This window comes from Rhodohalobacter sulfatireducens, from assembly GCF_022012475.1.
Classification (GTDB): domain Bacteria; phylum Bacteroidota; class Rhodothermia; order Balneolales; family Balneolaceae; genus Rhodohalobacter; species Rhodohalobacter sulfatireducens.
In genome coordinates, this window is the sequence record NZ_JAKLWS010000029.1 from 21,111 (window position 1) to 42,799 (window position 21,689).

Annotated in this window: 17 protein-coding genes; 10 read left to right on the forward strand and 7 right to left on the reverse strand. The window is 43.0% G+C overall.

Annotation, left to right across the window (positions count from 1 at the left end):
* Positions 1-138 precede the first annotated feature (138 nt).
* From L6773_RS16865 to L6773_RS16880, 5 genes are all read left to right on the forward strand, one after another.
* Positions 139-1,278, forward strand: coding sequence for a glycoside hydrolase family 18 protein (locus L6773_RS16865; RefSeq protein ID WP_237855634.1), 1,140 nt, complete (start codon positions 139-141; stop codon positions 1,276-1,278).
* Positions 1,279-1,287: 9 nt separating this feature from the next.
* Positions 1,288-2,421, forward strand: coding sequence for a mechanosensitive ion channel family protein (locus L6773_RS16870; protein ID WP_237855636.1), 1,134 nt, complete (start codon positions 1,288-1,290; stop codon positions 2,419-2,421).
* A 59-nt stretch (positions 2,422-2,480) separates the two neighbouring features.
* The gene (locus L6773_RS21970; protein WP_500809308.1) at positions 2,481-2,600 is read left to right on the forward strand and encodes a T9SS type A sorting domain-containing protein; all 120 of its coding nucleotides are present in this window, start codon (positions 2,481-2,483) and stop codon (positions 2,598-2,600) included.
* A gap of 777 nt (positions 2,601-3,377) precedes the next feature.
* Complete coding sequence (locus L6773_RS21795; RefSeq protein WP_237855637.1) at positions 3,378-5,729, forward strand: T9SS type A sorting domain-containing protein; 2,352 nt, start codon at positions 3,378-3,380, stop codon at positions 5,727-5,729.
* 70 nt (positions 5,730-5,799) lie between these two features.
* On the forward strand, positions 5,800-6,000 hold the full coding sequence (locus tag L6773_RS16880) for a PID-CTERM protein-sorting domain-containing protein (RefSeq protein ID WP_237855638.1): 201 nt from the start codon (positions 5,800-5,802) through the stop codon (positions 5,998-6,000).
* A 54-nt stretch (positions 6,001-6,054) separates the two neighbouring features.
* Here L6773_RS16880 and L6773_RS16885 read toward each other — a convergent pair whose 3' ends face one another.
* The 6 genes from L6773_RS16885 to L6773_RS16910 all read right to left on the reverse strand — a co-directional run bounded on the left by L6773_RS16885 (position 6,055) and on the right by L6773_RS16910 (position 14,716).
* Complete coding sequence (locus L6773_RS16885; RefSeq protein WP_237855639.1) at positions 6,055-7,449, reverse strand: glycoside hydrolase; 1,395 nt, start codon at positions 7,447-7,449, stop codon at positions 6,055-6,057.
* A 198-nt stretch (positions 7,450-7,647) separates the two neighbouring features.
* The gene (locus tag L6773_RS16890; protein ID WP_237855640.1) at positions 7,648-8,763 is read right to left on the reverse strand and encodes a hypothetical protein; all 1,116 of its coding nucleotides are present in this window, start codon (positions 8,761-8,763) and stop codon (positions 7,648-7,650) included.
* Positions 8,764-9,389: 626 nt separating this feature from the next.
* The gene (locus L6773_RS16895) at positions 9,390-11,129 is read right to left on the reverse strand and encodes a Na/Pi cotransporter family protein (protein WP_237855641.1); all 1,740 of its coding nucleotides are present in this window, start codon (positions 11,127-11,129) and stop codon (positions 9,390-9,392) included.
* Positions 11,130-11,254: 125 nt separating this feature from the next.
* Positions 11,255-12,253, reverse strand: coding sequence for an isoaspartyl peptidase/L-asparaginase family protein (locus L6773_RS16900; protein ID WP_237855642.1), 999 nt, complete (start codon positions 12,251-12,253; stop codon positions 11,255-11,257).
* 300 nt (positions 12,254-12,553) lie between these two features.
* Positions 12,554-13,330, reverse strand: coding sequence for a slipin family protein (locus L6773_RS16905; RefSeq protein ID WP_237855644.1), 777 nt, complete (start codon positions 13,328-13,330; stop codon positions 12,554-12,556).
* A 33-nt stretch (positions 13,331-13,363) separates the two neighbouring features.
* Positions 13,364-14,716 carry an NfeD family protein gene (locus L6773_RS16910; RefSeq protein ID WP_237855645.1) on the reverse strand — a complete coding sequence of 451 codons (1,353 nt, stop codon included), beginning with the start codon at positions 14,714-14,716 and terminating at the stop codon, positions 13,364-13,366.
* 469 nt (positions 14,717-15,185) lie between these two features.
* Here L6773_RS16910 and argF point away from each other — a divergent pair, with 469 nt between their 5' ends.
* From argF to L6773_RS16935, 5 genes are all read left to right on the forward strand, one after another.
* The gene (gene argF / locus L6773_RS16915) at positions 15,186-16,172 is read left to right on the forward strand and encodes an ornithine carbamoyltransferase (RefSeq protein ID WP_237855646.1); all 987 of its coding nucleotides are present in this window, start codon (positions 15,186-15,188) and stop codon (positions 16,170-16,172) included.
* A gap of 90 nt (positions 16,173-16,262) precedes the next feature.
* Complete coding sequence (locus L6773_RS16920) at positions 16,263-17,534, forward strand: argininosuccinate synthase (protein WP_237855647.1); 1,272 nt, start codon at positions 16,263-16,265, stop codon at positions 17,532-17,534.
* A gap of 291 nt (positions 17,535-17,825) precedes the next feature.
* Positions 17,826-19,130: an argininosuccinate lyase gene (argH, locus tag L6773_RS16925; RefSeq protein ID WP_237855648.1), complete on the forward strand. Its 1,305-nt coding sequence runs from the start codon at positions 17,826-17,828 to the stop codon at positions 19,128-19,130.
* Positions 19,131-19,363: 233 nt separating this feature from the next.
* Positions 19,364-20,251, forward strand: coding sequence for a serine hydrolase (locus L6773_RS16930; RefSeq protein ID WP_237855649.1), 888 nt, complete (start codon positions 19,364-19,366; stop codon positions 20,249-20,251).
* Between the two features lie 83 nt (positions 20,252-20,334).
* On the forward strand, positions 20,335-20,724 hold the full coding sequence (locus L6773_RS16935; protein ID WP_237855650.1) for a TraR/DksA family transcriptional regulator: 390 nt from the start codon (positions 20,335-20,337) through the stop codon (positions 20,722-20,724).
* Positions 20,725-20,874: 150 nt separating this feature from the next.
* Here L6773_RS16935 and L6773_RS16940 read toward each other — a convergent pair whose 3' ends face one another.
* The gene (locus L6773_RS16940) at positions 20,875-21,633 is read right to left on the reverse strand and encodes a formylglycine-generating enzyme family protein (protein WP_500809309.1); all 759 of its coding nucleotides are present in this window, start codon (positions 21,631-21,633) and stop codon (positions 20,875-20,877) included.
* Between the last annotated feature and the right edge of the window lie 56 nt (positions 21,634-21,689).

The window sequence follows — 21,689 nt, forward strand, 5'->3', positions numbered from 1 at the left end:
GCATGTTTTCAAGTTTATTTTGAGCTAAAACCGTACAACAGGTTCATTTAATTACTCAAATATCGTGAAAATTTTTTCCATTGTAGATGAAGATTCGGAACTTATGCTATCAATCCTCAACGAACGAACAGCCTGTAAATGAACAGATCGATTTTACTATGCATCACGAGCATCATTTTACTGCTCACTACCACTCAACTTTTTGGCCAAAGCAGTAATGATGATTATAAGATTGTCGGGTATGTAGCGGGTTGGCATGATTGGTCCACCGACATGATTGATGCTCAAAAACTGACCCATATCAACTATGCCTTCGCCGATATCCAGGATGGCAAGGTTTCTTCATACCTTGAAAATGATGATTACAACTACCAGATGTTGGATTCGCTGAAGGCCGAAAATCCGGATTTGAAGATCCTTGTTTCGGTAGGAGGTTGGTCTCGTTCCACTTACTTTTCTGATGCTGCCCTCACTGAAGAGTCCAGGGAGTTATTCGCTGAAAGTGCGGTTGAATACATGAAAAAATTTAATCTCGACGGCGTTGACCTGGATTGGGAATATCCCGGTTTGTCGGGCGCGGGAAATGTTTACCGCTCTGTAGACAAACAAAATTTCACGCTCATGTTAAAGGTCTTGCGTGAACATCTCGACAGGCAAACAGAGTTAGACCGCAGAGAAGAAAATCCTTACCTGCTGACCATAGCCACCGGTGCCAGTAAAAATTACCTGGAACACACCGAGATGCACAAAGCGCATCAGTACCTGGATTTCATCAACATTATGACCTATGATTTTCATACCGGTGGATCGCCGATTGCCGGCCACCACTCAAATCTCTATCCATCGCAAAGCATCCATTTTACGGGGCCTTCTGCCGATCAATCTGTTCAGTGGCACATTGATGCAGGAATTCCGTCCGGCAAACTTGTGCTTGGCGTTCCGTTTTATGGACGAGCCTGGTCAGATGTTCGAACCGAAAACAACGGCCTTTATCAATGGACAGGCGGTGATGAACGGGGTTCAGCCGGATTCGACAGATTGAGAGACGAAATGATCAACAAAAATGGATTTACCCGATACTGGGATGATGAAGCCCAGGCTCCCTATCTCTGGAATCCCGAAACGAAAACCATCTATGTGTACGACGACGAACAATCACTCCGAATTAAAACGGATTATATCAAGGCCCGGGGGTTGGGCGGTGCGATGTTCTGGGAGTACAGCAGTAATCTTGGCGAGGAGCTTCTCAACACACTTTACAACGGCTTAAACAATTAAGGAATAATTATGGAAGACCTGATTAATCAATCATCAGAATACGTATTTGTGGGTAACGAACTTTGGAGGATTGGCCTTCTTACGTTTATCATCCTGGTATCTTTTCTATTGGGTAAAACCTTGAAGTATGTACTCTCCAAATCCAGCTCTAAGCTGAATGAATCAGGAAGTAATATTTTGTCTGTCGCTGCAATGGCGGCATCCAAGTCGGTAACATTTCTTCTTTTTGCCCTTGGTTTGAGGGTGGGCATCTTTTTTCTTGAGATCCCCGAAGCATTTTCAGGACTGGTTTTCACCTCTGTCGAGGTTTTAATTGTTCTCGCCATTGGCCTTCTCGTTTATCGCCAGATTGAGGTGTTGGATATCTGGCTCAACAAATTTGTAGATGATGATCCCGACACCATCGATGATATGCTGATGCCTTTGGCCGGAAAATCATTGCGTGTTGTCGTTGTAATTTTGGTACTGCTGCAAATAGCTCAAACATTAAGTGATCAACCGATTACCAGCATACTCACCGGTATTGGTATTGGCGGTTTGGCGTTAGGTTTAGCTGCACAGGATACCATCAAAAACTTTTTTGGATCGATACTCATTTTTGCTGACAAACCCTTCAATGTCGGCGAGCTTATTACCCTTGACGGAAAAACCGGTGTTGTTGAAGAAGTGGGGGTTCGCACAACCAAAGTACGCACACTTGACGGCCATCTGCTAACGGCTCCTAATGGAAATCTTGCCAATTCAACTATTCACAATATCACCCGGCGTCCCTACATTCGCCGTGTGTTCAGTGTAACCATTACCTATGATACTACACCCGAAAAAGTTCAGCGGGCTATCGACATCCTGAAAGAAATTCTGGATAATCACGAGGGAATGGATGAAAATTACCCGCCCCGTGTCATCTTCGATGAGATGGCCTCCCACTCTCTGAACATCAAATGCTTCTACTGGTATCACCCGCCGGATTACTGGAAGTACATGGAATTTACAGAATATGTGAATATGGAGATTCTGAAGCGATTCAACGACGAGGGCATTGAATTTGCATTCCCAACACAAACCATTCACCTTGCCGGTGACGACAATCGGCCGTTGAATGTTGGTATTCGGAATGAGGGTGGTGATCTCTCGACATCTTAATGGCTTAAAGGCTTTTCAAAATTTAGGATTTTGATAAAGCGACCTTTCAGAACCAAACGGTGTTGGAGAGCAATTACACCGTTCCCTTCAATGCCAGCAATCTTTCCAGCGGCGTTTATTTGTACAGTTTGCGATCAGGTTCAACTGTCCTAACCCGGAAGCTGACAGTGATTAAATGAGGGCTTTAGAGGACCAACAATTTGTTATTCCCGATATTTGGGATCGTCCCGCCTCATTGCTCTCTGATGTCCTACTGAGCTTTTCGTCAGGCACAAGACAACGAAGCAGAGCAGCCTGTCCTGAACTCTCCTGTCGTGTGGACACATCTTCAAAATCAATCAAATGTACATGATGAAAGTCTTCTTGCTGTATCCTGTCATTATTGGTTATCAATGAGATCTTTCCGTGTATTCTACGCCCGCCGCATCACATCGTCTCACTGGCGCAAGCTTGGAACTTGTGCCATTTACAATCATTCTCTCGGCGCAGGGATCTGCTGAAAACCGTTGGTGATTCAAATCCAAATAAAGACTATAACGATCACTTGTGTCCACGCAACAGGAACCGTCGGGGAAGTCGATCCAGGGTATTTCAAAGACCTCTAAAAAAAGTGCAAATAAAACATGTATGATATTTTATCCCTAATCGTGTATCTATTTTATAATTTATTAGAACAAATTCCATAACAATTCATTTAAAAAAAATCTAACGTTATAATGCTCTAATATAAACGAAACTTAGCCGCATATCTCGCATATTCATTGCTTTAAAATTTAGCTTTCATTTAGAAGCATTCTTGCAAAAAATGGTTTTTGAATATGAATAATCGGCTGTTTTACAACTTTTTTGAAATTAAATCACTTCTATTTTGCCTTGCTCTTCTATTTTCTCCCATACAAATAATAGTTGCCCAAGTCACAATTAACAGTAATACAAATAGTTTGGAGATATGTTCTGTGACTTATGAAATCGGAGGTGAATTTTATACACAGAACAGTTCTGGAGATGATAGTTATCTGCCTAGCTCACCATTTTCGAATCCCGGCACAGACCCTGTAGATATATATAAAATTACATACGATCCAGACAACGCTGCCTGTGATAATTCGATAGATGTTTTTCCTGAGAGAAATGAAGTTGAAATTATTGACTACAATGATATCATTGATGTTGATTTAACCCCTGATGCCAATCAAGTTCGAGTGATTAATAATGATAATACAATCGAATACAAGAGTGATAACACTTCAGGTGCAACATTTAATACAAATTACACGACAGAATTGACAAATGTTGTCTCCGTGCCAGACTTACGATCTTATTGGACAGTCGACGGCAATGCTTTGGATGGAGATACTGATCCTTTTAAATTCTTTTTTGCCTTTAATTTCATCGACGCTGTAGGAGATCCCATCGCTATTGATCCCGATCAATTAATTTTGGTTACGGAAAGGTGGGGCAACAGTGAAATTGCATCACATGCATTAGACATTAATGGAGATATTGTTGGAGATCAGGTTCAAATAACCGGCATCTCAAAACCAGATCTTTATTCTTGGAATACAACTATTACAAGCTCTGAAGATGCAAATGATACTCAAGAACAATGGCTGATTTTGTATGAATCCTCTTTGCATAATACAGGATCAACAGAAATTTTTGGATTTGATGTGGATCTAAAATCCACATACGCAGATGGTTCAATTTTAGGTTTTCGCAATCCAGGCACCCTCTTACTAAACGGCGATTGCTGGCGCATGCTCTCCTCTTCACCATTCCAGGGAACCACCTATTCCGATATTCTCGAACCAATTTGGACGCAGGGTTTAGCTAATTCTGATGCTCCCACTTTAAGTGCAAGTGAATCTAATGTTTTTCTATGGGATAACAGCGAAACAGGGAATTCAACATCCGGTTGGACAACAGATTTCTTTGATGGAAATGAACTTGATTTAAATACCACAGCCCCCCCCGGAACTGGATTTTTAGTAAGTGTATTTGATGATGATAATTTTGATGCACCCGGCGGGACAGGTTTTCCAAAAGAACTTACCGTAGAAGGGATTGAAAATACCGGTCCAATTACAATTACAGATAGTGAATCTAATCCTGAAAATACTGGTGAGCTGAACTCAAATGATGAAGGATGGACATTATTGGGAAACCCTTTTGGAGCTCCACTTATATTCAGCGAATTTACTGGTAATACAGGTACAGATGGCATTCAAAATGTGGCCTATGTTTATGATCGAAATTGGGCAACAAGTGAACCTTCAACCGGTAGTGATTCACCCGGACCTACAAATGGCAATATTGGTGGTTGGAGAACCACTGATGGTACGTATGGAGATATTGAAGATGGAAGAATAGCTCCTTTTCAGGGATTTTTTGTTCAAAACGATGCAACCACTACTAACAGACAAGTTACTTTTGAAGAAGATGATCGTGGTAGTTTAACGTTCGATCCCGATGATGGCACTGAGGATGAATGGTTTTTTTATGGTAAGAATAACAATGTTCAGCAAGAAGATTATATTCGTTTATACGTTGAAGGAGAACAAACATATAACAGTGCCTGGATAACGCTCTCAGATCACGGCAGTACGCAACGCACAAATAGAGATGCTTACGAACTGGAACCGTTTTCCGAGAATTTTTCCATGCTCTCTACCCGAAAAAGTGATGAACTTTTTGATATCGGTCATTTCCCAAATGACGAGCAAACAATCATCCCACTAAATCTTGAAACTACGCTTCCGGGTACATATAAACTTAAAATTACAGAGTCTAACCTGATTGGCAGCGAACTTGTTTTCACGGACACCCAGGAGAATGTAACACTTCCGCTGAATGAAGAGTTTGAATATGAGTTTGAGGTCCGGCAGGCGGCCAAGGTTAACCCCGATCCGTTGCGATGTGGTGCAACCGGGCAGGAACTGGCGGCCAAGTTTAAGCCTAAAAAGGCAAAAGTAACCTCAACAGAAGACCGCTTTATCATTCAGCATGCAAGTGCTGTACAAAATCCGGGGGATGGTGAAACGCCTTCGCAAGTTCAGCTCAACCAAAATTATCCAAACCCGTTCAATCCAACCACACAGATCAGCTATTCTATTCCGCAGCAAAGTGATGTTCTGTTAGAGGTGTACGACCTGACGGGCAAGCTGATCACCACACTGGTGAATGAAACGGTATCCTCAGGTACCCATAGCGTGACCTTTGATGCTGAAAATCTCTCTAGCGGTGTTTATATGTACCGGCTTCAAACAGCGAACCGGGTTCTCTCAAGAAAATTAACTGTAATCAAATAGTACCAATACTTAAACCGATTGACTTCATTTTTTAGCTCTATTAATTAATTCAATCCCTAATTCCAACATTATGAATAACGCTTTTTTGTGGGTCATTTTTATTTCACTAATTATTATCTCTCTCATTATATCAGTAGATGTGGTGTATTCTCAAACTCCACCGCCGCCTCCGTCAAAACCGGCTCAAAATCCTATCGATGGAGGCTTGATATTATTGGCAGGTGCAGGAGGTGCATACGCAATTCATAAGCTTCGTGATAAAAAAGACTGAGTATCGTACACTTTTTAAAACTCTTCCATTTGCCGAGGTGGTTTCGAGCAAAAATCAATTAAGACTTAAAACGGTTGTGGTAATTGACGACCCTTCAATCGTAAAAACCGCTACTCCTTTTTTATCAATCGAATAAAAAGGCTCATTTTCTAAACTTTGGTAGGAGCTGCTCTGGGTAATAGATTTGCCCTCAACCCGGAATCTCACTTCCATTGCACTGTTTGATGGATTTACGGTAATCACGGTTAGTTCACTTCCATCTTCGTTCATGAAGGCTATTTGATCCAGCGAAGTTTCATCTGATGATACTTCAACCCGTATATAACCCTCGTCCACAAATTTTGAATAATGTTTCATCAAATGATAATACTTGGTTAATTCATAATTGCCCTCTTCGTCAACCTGTATCATTGCGTGCTCGTTATTTTCATCCCACATGAGTGCCCAGTATAAATATGCTGATGTATTCGCCTCCCTTAACGTACTGTTGATGAACTGAGCGGACTTCATCCATTCCAACCCATCATACTCAGTCATAAATCGGGGTTTGTCGCTGAAATTTTCACCCAGCTCCCTCAGTGTAGCCCGGATCTCTGTTAATGGGCTGTCATCTCGAAAGTTATAGGGATGATATCCATAGACCCCTAACTTGGGATTGTCCTGCAGTTCTATTGCAAAAGCATCAAATCCTTCAAAACTTAGATTGGCCGATTCAGGGCCTACCATAACCGGTGGATTGGCAAAGGAGCTAAGCTTTTCAGCGACTTTATCAAAAGCGATCTCATAGCTTGGAAAATCTTCTGTTTCGGCGGGCCTCCATTCGCAGGTTTCCCAATCAGCCACCCAGGTGGGTTCATTTTGAATACTCAAATAGTCCGGTACAAATGAGATATGGTTCAGAATATCTTCCCAATAAGTGGCGAACTCGTCGTACATAAATTCACCATCCTGCTTTTTTAATGTACCGCGGAACAAAAAGTCATTACTTTTTAATGTGTTATGCGGACCCCATGAACTGAATAGTATCTTAATATCCGGGTTTCTGCTGGTTATCAAATCATATAACTCGTTTGTGGCATCAAAAAGAGGTTTATGCCATCCGATCACCATCTGGTCAGGTTCTTTATTATCTGGGTAACCGACCGGGTAATACCAGTTTTTTAACCGTATCATATCCACCCCCAGGTCATCCACAATAATATCTATGATCTCATCTCTTTTACTGCTGTTTGTAATTCTAACAGAGTTCCATGTCAATGCTCCACCAAAACCAACCATGGTTTGACCTGTTTGATTGGTATCCACCGAAACGGTAGCGTCTACCTCTACGGGTTCCTCATTGGGCTCTTCAGATTCATCAGACGATGTGGGACTATTCTCGCTGCATGCTGAAAAAATGATTAGAAATACCAGGGTTTTATACAACCATCGGAAATGCATGAACTTCATAATATCTTAGCTTTGAATTCCAATTATCATGACTACTCATTAGTGAGGTGCGTGAATCTTTCCTCTTAATATTTGATACATGCACTATTTGGAATGAAAAGAGCTCACAACAACAGAAGAGAGATTTTCATCCATTTCTTTTTTATCAGAAGATAGATATATCCCTTAACCGATTTAAAAAGAAACATTGAGGAAAAACTACATCCCAATCATTTGCATGATCTCGGCATTGATATCCGGGTTGATGGCAACGGCCAGGATGATCGAAACAATCAGGCCGATCGCTGCATAAAGAATATCTCTTCGCACGAGCTTAAATGTTCTCTTATAAGATTTGCCAAATCCGTCCTGGTCCATCATGCTCATAGCAATTTCGCGTCCTGCCAGGAGGCCAATAAACACCCAGGTGGTACTCATTGGAATGTTGCTGAGTTCTTTAAAAAAGAAGAGAAGTATTGCATAAATAAAGTCGATGATGGTTGCTGAACGGACGTCTGTAGTGTGTGATTTTTCTGTCACAATCTCCTGGATCTTATCACCCCGCAGGTAAAATAAGACACCAAGTCCTGCAAATATAAAGGATACAAACCCCAGGAATTGATAGGTATTTAAACTTCTTGGAAGATAAACGGCTACGTTAGCAATATCCTGCATTACCCAAACCGACCATAAAGTTCCCGAAGTGATCCATTGTATGACGCCCCAATAAGGTTTTGGTTCACCCACAAAATGGGAACTGATCCAGCGGGAAACGAATACCCAAACGATTATACCCACCGTAAAGGCGGTTATATAGCCCAACATACTTTTACCGAGCATATCAATGATACCGGAAAGATCGGCAGAGAAGCAGCTAAGAATCAAAAAGGTGGTAGATACAGGCATTCTCAGCCGCGTGATAATCAACAGGAAAATGGGGGCTGCAATCTGTAAAAAAGTAAAACTGGTTGGTGCCTCGGCGAGAGCATCAGTTGCGAGCCTCTGGTGACTTACATCTCCGCTGTATGTAAACCAGCTATAGGATACGGTTGCCAGGAAAATGCCACCAATGTAGAGCCAAAGTGTATACCATTTTTTATCGGAATTTGAGGAAAGAAAGGTACCGATGGTTTGAATACTGTCATTCGCAATAGCAGAATAAGCTGCAAACATGAACCCTAGCCACATGGCTATTTTTGCATATTCATAAGCGAAACCGGCTGCAAAAAAACTAATTCCAATTACAATCAGGAAAAGACGTTCCTGCTTAATGAGCTCTATGAACTGGTAGTAAGTGGTGAGAAGTGATTTCTTGACTTGCAATTTTGACGGCATATGAATACCCCTTATCTGCAAAAATGAACTACACATTAACGTTATGAAATTGCCGTTACGCTAAGATTAAGGGAATATTAATTTGTTTCATTTCAGCAGCCGAACTATCGTCTCTCAAATACTTTATGGGGCTGCTGAACCAATTGATTTCATATCTGTCCAAACCGTTTTTGAAATCAGAAGACGTAGAGTCTGTCTCAGGCTTTCAGCCTGCTTGCAGGATTCCGCATGTAGACTTGGGGCGTTGCCCCAAGCTACGTTATAACAGGCTTTCAGCCTGAAACATCACAGCCCAGGGCCTCGCCCTGGGTGGAAGAACCAATTCCTGCCGGCAGGCTGAAAGCCTGAGACAGTTCCAGGTTTATTCAAGCAGGGGTTGAATTTAGAAAAAACCGCCAAATCTGATCATACATTCGAAAAACAAAGATTCTTTCCAACTTAAGAAACGTTTTGGACAGCTATGAATTGATTTACTGAGTCATCCGATGAGTGAATTGGCATAACCTTGATTCTACAGAATATACTCATCGAATGACTCTTTTTTATTCAGGGAAATTACAAGAGAAACGGAAAGACAGATCTGCTCAGAAAAAATCTAAATCATCTGAGTAATCTATTCTACAAAACTAACGGCCCACTAACATTTCAGAGTGGGTTTTGAGTTTTTTACCGGCAAGTGCTTCCTGGATGTTAAAGATATGATCTCCGATTTTTTCAAGCCTTGTAATGTAATCGAGGAAAATGACACCCGCCTGTGATGTGTAAATGCCTTGCTCAAGGCGCCGGTAGTGCGCATCTTTCATTTCGTCGCGGGTTTCATTGATCTTATTCTCCAGCTCAATAGCAGCTTCAAGATCTACATTTAACTCGCCGTTTACATTTTCCATGTTTTTGCGCATCAACTTGATCGCTTTCAGAACCGTATCCAGGTAATCACTGACCTCCATAACCGCTTCTTTGGGGAGTGCAACTTCAAGCTCCATCATATCCTCAAATGTTTTTGACATCTGGAAATAGAGATCGCCAATCCGCTCAAGATCGTTAATCATGCTGTGCATCGATCGAATACGGATTGTTGCCTCATCAGAAAGCGTATCGCTGGATATTTTGGTAAGATAATCAGACACCTCGAGCTCAATATTGTCTGTTATCTGTTCGCGTTTCTCGATCTTCTTCAGAAATTTCTCCTGTTTTTTCTGTTTCCTGAAGAACAGACCCGAAAAGCTGTAATGGATTTTTTCAATCAGCTTACCGAACAGTTCAATCTCTTTGTGAGCTTGTGCAATAGAAAGTTCGGGAGACGACATCATTCCGGAAGATATATACTGCAGGCGAAAGGCCATGTCGCTCTTGTCGGCTTTCTGCATTCGCTCAACAAAACTCACTATCTGAGGTACAAACCCAATCAAAAGTATAACATTTACAACATTAAAAACGGTATGAAACAGTGAGAGTCCAAGAGTAGCAGATGCCCGTGCCGCTTGTGAATCACCAAAAATAGATCCTGCAGTTGGATCAAAATATTGCATGGTAAAATCTATTCCATTCAAAAACGGATGAATCAGGAATAGCATCCACACCACCCCGAACGCATTGAAGATGAAGTGGAACCTCGCAGCCCGTTTTGCATGTACATTTCCAACAATAGCAGCGAGATTTGCTGTAACCGTTGTACCGATATTTTCACCTAAAATCATAGCTGCCGCAATCGGGAAGTTGATCCACCCCTCAAAAAGCATTACAAGCGTAATAGCCATCGCCGCGGAAGATGATTGCGTAACAAGCGTTAGTGCAGTACCAATAATGACAAAGAGTACAATGGAGAGAAATCCGAACTCAGTGAACGAATCGAGCATAGCAAACATCTCGGGATTCTCCTGGATGTTCGGCACACCGGACTTTATAAATTCAAGCCCAATAAACAAAATACCGAAGCCTATCATCGCTTCGGCGAGGTTTTGCAGCTTCTTTTTCCCGAAAAACATGAATGGGAAGAATAAACCAATCATGCTTATAGCGACCGGGGTGATACTCATCTTAAAACCAAATATGGATACCATCCAGGCCGTAACTGTAGTCCCGATGTTGGCCCCCATAATCACTCCGGTGGATTCCAACAGGGTAATCAATCCTGCATTTACAAAACTTACCACCATCACTGTGGTTGTAGATGAAGACTGGGTAATAGATGTGACCCCAAAACCGGTTAATAATCCCCTGAAACGACTGGTTGTCATTCCTTTGAGAATGGATCGCAGGCGAGAACCTGCAACTTTTTGCAATCCATCACTAAAGATTTTCATTCCAAAAATGAAAATCCCGAGAGCTCCAATAAGTTGTAGAAAATCAAAAAAGGAATACGTCATCTATCGACTATAACTACGTATATGATAAACAGTTTAGTAAAATGCAGATAATTTTCTGCACTGTAAATTAAATTACTGTTAACAAATTGAGCGCAGATTGCTACTCAGGGGGACTATTGCCACATTCATTCATTTTCCCAGATCATCACTGTGCGGTTTCCGTGCGAATCTATGGATCCACGGAACATCCCAACAGTATTCATCTGCATAGAAATATTCCCTTCATGATCCACACCAATAAACCCTGCATCCCCCGGATTGAGCCTCTCGGTCAACACAAAATCCATCGCTTCTTCGAGTGTTGAGCCGTTGAACTCCATATAGTTAGCAATCGTATTGGCTGATACATTTTTCATGATCTGCTCTCCCCACCCCGTTGCCGAAATTGCGGCAACGTGATTCGCAAATGTCCCCGATCCAATGATCGGTACATCTCCGACGCGGCCGAATCGTTTATTGGTCATGCCACCTGTGGATGTTGCCGCTGCCAATTTACCGTCCTTATCCAGTGCAACCGCCCCGACTGTTCCATATTTATATTCATCGGGAATAACATTTTCTTTTCCAAGGTTTGATTGCTGCTGAGCCCGCTTCCATTGTTCGTATCGACGTTTCGTGTCGTAATAAGAGTTGTCAACCCTTTCGACCCCGGTTTGATCCGCAAACGTCTCAGCGCCGGCTCCTGAAAATAAGACATGACGGGAATCGGTCATTACATTTCGGGCCAGTGATATTGGGTTCTTTACCGTTGTTACACCGGTAATAGCCCCCGCTGCCAGTGTACTTCCATCCATGATGGCTGCATCCAGTTCGTGTGTACCCTCGTTTGTATAGACGGCACCACGTCCGGCATTAAACAGCGGATTATCTTCAAGAGATCTGACTGTCATCTCAACAGCCTCAAGTGCTGAGCCCCCTTCGCTCAATATCTCTTCACCAACAGAAAGTGCCTCTTCTAACCCCTCGTAATAAAGTTGCTTCATTGAATCGGGCAGATCTTTTGAAATTACACCCGCCCCGCCATGCAGCGCCAAAGACCATTTTGACTGTTGAGCATGGACGGTTGAGTTGAGCTCACTTAAAAAAAGAGCTAATGCCGATGTTACAAATAGGATTAATCTCATTTTCTTGATCCGGTTTAAAGAGAAATTTATATCAGAAAATAGGTGTAGTGACCAAAAAAAGAAAAACCCATTTCAAATCTGAAATGGGTTCTATTCCAATTAGCTAAAAAGTAATTTTCACAATGGCGCAAGCGTCACGCTTGAGCCCCCGCGTTACTGCATGTTGAATTATGATAGGCTCAACTACGCTAAAGCTTCGTCGACCAAAGACGTTTGCGCTATCTTAGAGTAAGATCTAAAACCGAGTGGAACCCAACGCAGGCAGGACCTCTCGGTCGCTGCCAGGTTAGTAAAATTTATTTATTCCTTTTTCTTCGGTCGAAAAGACTCAAGAAAGTCCATTGGCAGCGGCAAGAATGCAAAAGTGGCATTTTCTTCGCTGATTTCATTCATTGTTTGAAGGAATCGAAGCTGAAGGGCTGTCGGTGTTTTCTCGATCATTTGACCAGCTTCAACCAGTTTCGTGGCGGCTTCAAATTCACCCTGCGCGTTAATTACTTTCGCACGTCTGTCACGTTCAGACTCGGCCTGTCGTGCCATTGCACGTTTCATGCTTTCGGGCAAAATCACATCACGTACCTCTACAGACACCACTTTAACTCCCCAGGGGTCTGTTTGCTTGTCAATGATATCCTGAATCTTCTTATTGATTTTTTCCCGTTCAGCAAGTATCTCATCCAGTTCAAACTGACCAATTACACTCCTCAATGTTGTTTGTGCCAGCATAGATGTAGCTGCAATATATCGCTCTACCTGGATCACCGCTTTTTCGGCATCGACCACACGGAAGAATGTAATGGCATCTACGTTTACGGTAACATTATCTTTGGTAATCGCTTCCTGTTTGTCCACATTTATGGTAAGAACCCGCAGGTCCACTCTCTCTATTTTATCTATAAATGGAATCAGGATAATGAAACCCGGACCTTTTGTACTTTGATATTTACCGAGCCGAAAGATTACCCCGCGTTCATACTCCCTTAAAATTTTAAACATTTGGGGGAGGAACACCGAGAGGAAAATCACGATGGTTATCACCCAAACTAACATGCTTGTTAGAGATCCTGGATCATTCATAAATTGCTCCTTTGTTTATTTGATTATGTCTGATTAAACTTTTTCTGTTTCGTCAATATTCTGTTGCTCAGTCGGTTTTACAAAAACTCGCAATCCCTGGAATTCTATAATTTCGCAGGTTTCACCTTCTTCCAATTCATGTTCACTTTTGGCTGTCCAATATTCGCCATCAAAAAATACTCTCCCATCCTGATCGGGTTGAATCGTATCCACTACTTCTGCGGTTTTACCAATTGTCGATTCCAATCCCGAGCGTGGTGGGTTGAAAAGTGATTTTACTCCATATGTTACAATCCATGCAAAAAAAGCAACAGTTAAAAGAGTAGCAGGAACCAGCCAGTAAAGCGATATTTGCATCTCATCCGGCAAATCCTGGAAAAGCATCAGTGCTCCCAGGAAGAACGAAACCGCTCCCCCTGTCAACAAAATACCGAATGCAGGTGTAAACGCTTCTGCTACAAACAATATGATTGCCAATCCAATAAGCAGGAAACCGGCCAGGTTTATCGGCATGGCAGCAACGCCATAAAGAAGGAGAATCAGTGCTATCACGCCGGATACTCCCGGGACAATTGCACCGGGATTTGTCACCTCACCAATAATCCCGTAGATGGCAACCAGTGTTAGAATCAGCATCACTTCCGGCCTCAACAAAAAACTAAAGAACTGTTCAGCTAATGTTTCCTCTATCTGGCTGATGGTAGCGTTTTGCGTGTTAAGTACCCGTTCTCCTACCTCCATACCATCCAGTTGAACTAATAAATCATCGATGTCTTCAGCCAGGATATCAATCACATTCAGTTCAAGAGCTTCATCTGATGAAATGGAAGCACCGTCTCGAACGGCCGATCGAGCCCACTCTGCATTTCGGTCCCGTTCATCAGCAATCGACTCGATAAAACTCTCGGAGTAGTTAAAGATCTTCTTCTGAGCAACGGTATCCATCTCTCCACCACCCATTGAAATCGGCGAAGCCGCACCAATGTTGGTAGCCGGTGCCATCGCTGCTACATGAGCGGCTAACGTGATAAAGGTTCCCGCGCTTCCAGCGTTTGCACCGCTTGGCGTTACATAAACCACGGTTGGATGATCCGTCCCGAGCATCTGCTGAACAATATCCTGTGTTGAGTCGAGAAGGCCGCCGGGTGTATCGAGTTCAATGATGAGTGCTTCATCCCCATTTTCAATGGACTGCCGAATACTTCGGGTAATATACTGCGTGACGGTTGGGCCAATGGTTCCCTCTACCCGGATAACACTGACTGATGGTTGTTCACTTAATTCATCAACTGTCAAGGAATCACTCTGCATAGTTGAATCCTGCAAAGCTAAAAGCGTGCCCGACAGGAAAAGAATAGATGCCAATAAGAATTTTTTTGATCTCATATCAGAATAAGTGAAATCTCACTTCCTTGGTTCCATGGTTTAGACAATTCTTTTAACTTCAATATTTATAATATACAATCTTTTCAGCCATATGCGTGATTTCAGGAATGAAAACCCGCGAAGTTTCTTATAATCATTTGCGATACCATTATAACTGGAAATAATAGTGAGTATAAACTTCGCGGGTTTACCTGCCCAATACTTTAAAAAAACATTTGCTTTTTATTTTTCATACGCCGACTTTTCAGCTATGAAATTAAATACACACAAAACTTTTGCAACTCTTCGCCGTCGCCGCCCAATGGGCGTGTGATAACTGTGTGTAGTTCCGACTACTAAAGAACTTATCGCAAGCCCGCTCAAAATGACTGAGCGGGTTTTTTTATGTGCATACGAAAAAATTTTTACTCGGTGCCTCCTCCCTAAGTTCTTCAACCCAAACCATTTACAACCATAACGAACCATAATCATGAAACATTTATTAACCATCGGCGAATTAGATCCTTCTCAAGTACAAGGCATTCTTGATTTGAGTGTCCAGTTGCAGGAGCAATCGCCACAAATACTCCAGGGAAAAAACGTAGCTTTTGTATTTGAAAAGCCATCACTCAGAACCAAGGTTGGGGCCGAGGTAGCCATCAATCATCTCGGCGGAAACATTGTGGATATAGACGGTGACCTGATGTTCTCCAGCAGCAAAGCTGTACCCTTTAGTTTTCGGGAATCTTTATTCGATGCCATGAAGAACGTCTCACAATGGTGCGATGCCATTTTCGCGCGGGTTTTTTCTCACAGCACTCTCGAAAAAATGAAAGAGTACGGAGATATCCCGGTCGTAAATGCACTTTGCGATCTCCACCATCCCATGCAGGCACTGGCCGATATTCTAACCATTCAGCAAAAGTTTGAGAAAGGTCAAAAAGTCTCACTAACATTTGTAGGAGATGCAAACAATGTTGCACATTCACTTACAGAAGTAATGCTCTATTTTGGGCATCACGTAACCTTTTCAGGGCCGGAACAGTACGGCTGGGATGAGGAAAAGATCGAATACTTTTCACAATTATCGACCAAATACGGTGGATCCTTTACGATAAATAATGATCCGAAGGAAGCAGTTGCGAAAGCAGATGTACTCTACACGGATACATTCATTTCGATGGGACAAGAGCATATGTATGAAGATAAAATCAAACACTTTGAAGATTACCAGGTAAATGCAGATCTGTTTTCACTCACGAAAGAGAACGCCGGGTTCATGCACTGTCTTCCTGCTCACAGGGGCATTGAGGTAACTGATGACGTGATTGACCACGAAAACTCCTGGGTCTATCAACAGGCAAAAAATCGAATGATTGTATCGAAGGGGGCTTTTACGGCTCTTCTCTACCCAACACTTCTTACAGGCGAAGATACACTCAACTCGCTTGAAACGAAATTTCAAATGATCACTTAACAAGCAACTTCATTGACTAACGCCCCGAATGCTCGGGGTTTGACAAGGGTTCAAAAATCAAAATTTTTTAAAACTGAATAGAAACAACTCATGGAAAAAGTAACAACCTATAAAAAAGTAGCCTCCCACGAAGCCGAAAAAGGAACCTTTAACACCTGCCTGCTGCTCTACTCGGGTGGATTGGATACAAGCGTAATGCTGAAGTGGATTCAGCAGGAATACGACTGTGATGTAATTGCACTCACCATCAACATCGGACAAACAGCCGATAACCTCGATGCCATCAAAGAAAAAGCCCTGAAACTGGGTGCGAAGGATGTAATTGTTTATGATGCAAAAGAGGAGTTTGCCGAACTCTGCACCGAAGCCGTTAAAGCCAACGCCGATTACCAGGGCGGTTATGCTCTCGGGTGTCCGCTGGGGCGGGTGATGATTTCACAGCTTGCCGTTCAATTTGCGTCTGAATTTGGATGCGAAGTGATCGCTCACGGGTGTACCGGCAAAGGGAATGACCAGGTGCGGTTTGAAAGTTATATCACAACGCTTAACCCTGAACTAAAAATTATTGCACCGGTTCGGGAATGGGGCATGGGACGGGAAGAAGAGATTGCCTATGCAAAAGAGAATGGAATTCCGGTCGATCAGTCCAAAAAATCGCCTTACTCCTACGATGAAAACATGTGGGCCAATACCGGCGAAGGTGGTGAGATTGAAAATCCTGAGTTAATACCGCCTCTCGAAAATATTTTAAAATGGGCCAACACTCCTAAAAATGCTCCCGATGAGGAGGAACTCGTTGAAATTGAATTTAAAAACGGCGAGCCAATCAGTTTAAACGGGATTCAACATGAGACGAAAGACCTTATCCAAACGCTGAATGAGATTGGTGGTAAACATGCCGTTGGTGTTTTTCATTTGATTGAAGATCGAGTGGTTGGCCTGAAGGTTCGGGGCGTCTATGAAAACCCGGCTGCACATATTCTGATCCAGGCTCATAAAAACCTTGAGCAGCTCGTGTCTACCCGGGAAGAAAATGAGCTGAAAACCATGATGGACCAGAAATGGGCCTACCTGGTGTACGGGGCGAAATATTTTGAACCGGTTGTGGATAATATCCGGGCGTATATCAACGAGCAGAACAAAAAAGTAACCGGCAAAGTGACCGTCCGGTTGTACAAAGGAAATTGCGATGTGGTTGCACTTTCATCACCATATTCCTTGTTTGATGAAAACCTGGCGACCTTCAACAAGTCGGCTGCATTTAATCAAAATGCATCTTCCGGGTTTATTGAACTTTGGAATCTGCCGCAAAAAACGGCATATCAATTGAAGAAAACTGTTAAGGATGAGGTTGTTGAATAGGTGAAAAGGCAAATGTGAAAAGTGAAAAGAGTTGTCATTGCGAGGGAATGAAATGACCGCGGCAATCCCAGGCATAGAGTTAGGAGATTGCCGCGTAGTCACTCCGTTCCTCCTCGCAATGACCGACTCAAGATGGCGCAAGCGTCCTCGCTTGTGCCCTGTGCCCTTTTGAGCACGAGCGAGACGCTCGCGCTATTATGCATCAGAATCGGATAATTTCATTTATCTTGAAATTAACTTTGGTAACGAAAAAACAACGAACAACAAACCACGAACTACGAACAAAAGCCAATGCCCAAACTCTGGCAGAAGAGTAACACCGAGACCGAAACCAGCACATCCAAAAAAGCAGAAGCATTTACTGTCGGGAATGACTATATCCTTGACCAGGAACTTGTTCCTTATGATATACAGGGATCCACGGCTCATGCCAAAGCACTTAACAAAATTGGTATTCTGACGGATAAAGAACTCGAAAAACTAACTTCAGCTCTCCACGAGATTCTCGAGGATTGGAAGAATAACGAGTTCGAGATCCGAATAGAGGATGAGGATATGCATACCGCCATTGAACTGTCACTTGTTAAAAAACTTGGAGACCTCGGGAAGAAAATTCATACGGCTCGATCCCGAAATGACCAGGTTTTAACCGCCGTTCGGCTCTATGAAAAAAAGCAGCTCAAAGAGATCAAAAGCTTAACCCGGAAAGTGGCCGGTTCTATTTTAGATTTCGCTGAAGCTCACCAGGGTATCCCGATGCCGGGTTTTACTCATACCCGAAAAGCAATGTTAAGCAGTGTGGGATTGTGGGCCGGTGCCTTTGCAGAGATACTGATTTTACAAGCTGAATCTTCCGGGGGAATAGAAGCATTGGTTGATAAGTCACCACTTGGTTCAGCCGCAGGGTTTGGTACATCGTTTGATATCGACCGGGAACAAGAGGCCGAGGATCTTGGATTTTCTGAACCTCTGATCTGCTCAACAACTGCACAACTTTCCCGTGGGTGGACCGAATTGCAGTTTGTACAATATCTCTCCGGTGTGACATCTGTCTTAAACCGATTTGCTTCCGATGTGATCCAATTCAGTAGTTCAGCCTATCCCTATTTTGATTTAGATACTTCTGTTTGTACGGGTTCGTCCATCATGCCTCAAAAGAAAAATCCCGATGTAGCTGAACTTCTTCGGGGTGGTCATTCGGAATTGGTTGGGTTTGCTTCATCCCTTCAAATACTCACCACAAATCTCGGCAGCGGATATCATAGGGACCTGCAACTCAGTAAAGAACCGGTTCTTAAAGCCGTGAATAAAACCAAACAGCTTCTGGAAGCAGCCGGGTTGCTCATCACAAATATGGAACCGATCAAAGAGAACCTGGCCGAAGCATGCAGTTCTGAAATCTTTGCCGCTGAAGCCGCCTACGATCTCGTTAAAGAGAAAGGCATGACATTCCGCGAAGCTTACCGACATATCGGTGATCACCCTGAAGAAGTTGAGAATATTTCCGCCGAAGAGATTTTGAAGAAGTACACGCATCTGGGCTCACCCGGAAATGCTGGCTTGGAAAAATTGAGGGAGAGGTTGGAAAGGCTGTAGGCAAACAACCTGAGAGTTTGAGCGCTCCGAGTAGTCGGAGCTGTCAGAGTTGTGGTGAGCTTAGCTTCAAACCATAGGTAACTTTAACTAACGCTTGGCAACTCTTGCAGTCCCGACAGTTCGGGCGAAAAGCACGATCCTTCTGCCAGGTTGCACCTAACTTATAATCATATCTGAATCTGTTATATTGTTTCTTTGCAACGAACCACAGTCAAACAACCACCAACAAATCAATGCATTCCTTCTTCCTCCTAATTCTTCTCTTCATCTCAGGCTTCCATGAAACCGATCCGGATATCGTAACTCTAAAATCCGAGATTGAAGAGTACCTCTCTGAACAGGAAGGCACATTCTCGGTTTGGTTTCAGCATCTGCAGGAAGACGAACAACATTTTGCCATAAACGAGGACACGCTTTTTCATGCAGCCAGTACGATGAAAACACCGGTGATGATCGAGATTTTCAAACGAGTTGAACAAGGAGAACTCAGCCTGGATGATTCGATCAAAGTGGAAAACAAGTTTTACAGCATTGTGGATGGTTCTGAATTCCGGATGACACTAAGCCCCGACAGTAATGATCCCATTGAAAAGATGGTTGGGGAGATGGCAACCATTCGGGATCTCAATCATGCGATGATTACATACAGCAGTAACCTGGCAACCAATATTCTAATCAAACTCGTCGGGGCTGAAGAAACAACTCAAACCATGCGCGAACTTGGAGCTGAACGCATCAAAGTATTACGCGGTGTGGAAGACCTGAAAGCGTTTGAAAAGGGTCTTAGCAATCGAACAACAGCCAGGGATCTTGGAATCATCCTGGAGCATCTGGCAAGAGGATCGGCTGTGAACCCGGAGATGGATCAGCAGATGATTGAGGTTTTAAAAGATCAATATTACCGGGATATCGTCCCTGCTAAGTTACCCGATGAAGTGGTTATTGCCAATAAAACCGGGTCTATTACAGGTGTCGAGCACGATTCGGCCATCGTATATCTTCCGGACGGCTCTTCTTATGTTCTGATTTTTCTATCCAAAAATGTACCTGAGAATGTTGAAGGACGAGAGATCGGGTCAAAAGTTTCTAAAATGATTTATGATTATCTGACTTCGGGCTGATCTGTTTCCTAAGAAATCCATTTTGAAACGTCTTTTAACTCAAATCCATTATAATTAATGAATGTGAACAAAAAGATGTACTTATGGCTACAAAAGAAACACCCGTTGAAAATTCACCTTTTAGCGAAGAGGAGTTGGAACACTTCAAGAAAAAACTTTTAGAGGAGAAAGAAGAAGCTGAAAAAAATATCAAGGAAGCAAAAGAGAGTTTAGAAGATATTAACAGCGACTTTGATGATGAAAAGTCTGCCCAGGACCACCACCATGGGGATTTGGCCACTCAAGAAGACACAAAATTGACTTACCTCACGGCGATCGACAAGAACCAGGAAAAACTGGACAAAATTACTGTAGCGCTCGATCGTATCGGGACGGGCAATTATGGAATCTGTGTAGAAACGGGTCAGCCCATACAAAAAGAACGTCTCGAAGCGATGCCCTATGCCATTCGAAGTGTTGGTGTAAAGGAGTAAGAAATCTATTAATTTTTAACCGCTGGGAGCGCAGTGCTTTTTTTTATCGACCTGGATTCATCTATCTGCTACCAACAGCCCCGGCGGTTCAATAAATGAAGCAAAATTTTAAAGCACCTTTTCTTTCACACTGTTACGAACAAGCTGATTTTAGTCATTATCAGAAACTACACAGCGAAAACCGATCGTGTGGTCTTCCAGTTCAGCTAATACACCTACACGCCAATATGTTCGAAGAGTAGCATCTTCGCTGTTGAAACTGCCGCCGCGAATTACGCGCATGGCGCGCTCATCCAACGGATAGTATTCGATTGAATCGGGATTCGTTTCGTAAAACGGGTAATAATCCCCAATATACTCCGATACATTTCCGCTCATGTCATATAATCCCAGATCATTAGGCTTTTTCGTGCCAACAAAGTAGGCGTATGGCCCGCTGTTGTCCAGGTGCCGTGCATATCTGTTGAGGCTGTCTGGGTTGGACGTACCGGCATAAAGCTGATTTAGTCCGCCGGAACGGGCTGCATATTCCCACTCCTGTTCAGTCGGCAGTCGATATCCATAAGCGTTACAAAAAGCTTGTGCATCATACCAATTGACATTCATCACAGCCCTGTTTCCACGGCCTCGGTCATCATCTTCGGGCAGTGGACGTTTAGTAGCTTTGGCAAATGCATCATACTGCTCATAGGTCACTTCGTACGTACCGATGTAAAAATCATCCAGTGTTACTTCGTGCAGTGGTTTTGAGTCATCATTTTCGCGTTCAAACAGGTCTCCCATCAAAAAAGTACCGCCCTCTACTTTGGTCATCTCCACCGGTTTTAGTTGCTCCCGGAGAGGGGTTTGAAGCAGAGTGCAACCCCCCATAATGACGATCAATGAGATCAAGCAAAATCTTCTAAACATACTAAGTTACTAATACTAAAAATATAGTATAATATATGCATGTCTGGTCTTGGTTC

Excerpts from the sequence above, each read along its gene's own strand:
- L6773_RS16880 (WP_237855638.1), top strand. The coding sequence starts at position 5,800 with ATGAATAACGCTTTTTTGTGGGTCATTTTTATTTCACTAATTATTATC.
- L6773_RS16900 (WP_237855642.1), bottom strand. The coding sequence starts at position 12,253 with ATGAGATTAATCCTATTTGTAACATCGGCATTAGCTCTTTTTTTAAGT.
- L6773_RS16890 (WP_237855640.1), bottom strand. The coding sequence starts at position 8,763 with ATGCCGTCAAAATTGCAAGTCAAGAAATCACTTCTCACCACTTACTAC.
- L6773_RS16935 (WP_237855650.1), top strand. The coding sequence starts at position 20,335 with ATGGCTACAAAAGAAACACCCGTTGAAAATTCACCTTTTAGCGAAGAG.
- L6773_RS16895 (WP_237855641.1), bottom strand. The coding sequence starts at position 11,129 with ATGACGTATTCCTTTTTTGATTTTCTACAACTTATTGGAGCTCTCGGG.
- L6773_RS16905 (WP_237855644.1), bottom strand. The coding sequence starts at position 13,330 with ATGAATGATCCAGGATCTCTAACAAGCATGTTAGTTTGGGTGATAACC.
- L6773_RS16885 (WP_237855639.1), bottom strand. The coding sequence starts at position 7,449 with ATGAAGTTCATGCATTTCCGATGGTTGTATAAAACCCTGGTATTTCTA.
- L6773_RS16910 (WP_237855645.1), bottom strand. The coding sequence starts at position 14,716 with ATGAGATCAAAAAAATTCTTATTGGCATCTATTCTTTTCCTGTCGGGC.
- L6773_RS16865 (WP_237855634.1), top strand. The coding sequence starts at position 139 with ATGAACAGATCGATTTTACTATGCATCACGAGCATCATTTTACTGCTC.
- L6773_RS16940 (WP_500809309.1), bottom strand. The coding sequence starts at position 21,633 with ATGTTTAGAAGATTTTGCTTGATCTCATTGATCGTCATTATGGGGGGT.
- argH (WP_237855648.1), top strand. The coding sequence starts at position 17,826 with ATGCCCAAACTCTGGCAGAAGAGTAACACCGAGACCGAAACCAGCACA.
- argF (WP_237855646.1), top strand. The coding sequence starts at position 15,186 with ATGAAACATTTATTAACCATCGGCGAATTAGATCCTTCTCAAGTACAA.
- L6773_RS16920 (WP_237855647.1), top strand. The coding sequence starts at position 16,263 with ATGGAAAAAGTAACAACCTATAAAAAAGTAGCCTCCCACGAAGCCGAA.
- L6773_RS16930 (WP_237855649.1), top strand. The coding sequence starts at position 19,364 with ATGCATTCCTTCTTCCTCCTAATTCTTCTCTTCATCTCAGGCTTCCAT.
- L6773_RS16870 (WP_237855636.1), top strand. The coding sequence starts at position 1,288 with ATGGAAGACCTGATTAATCAATCATCAGAATACGTATTTGTGGGTAAC.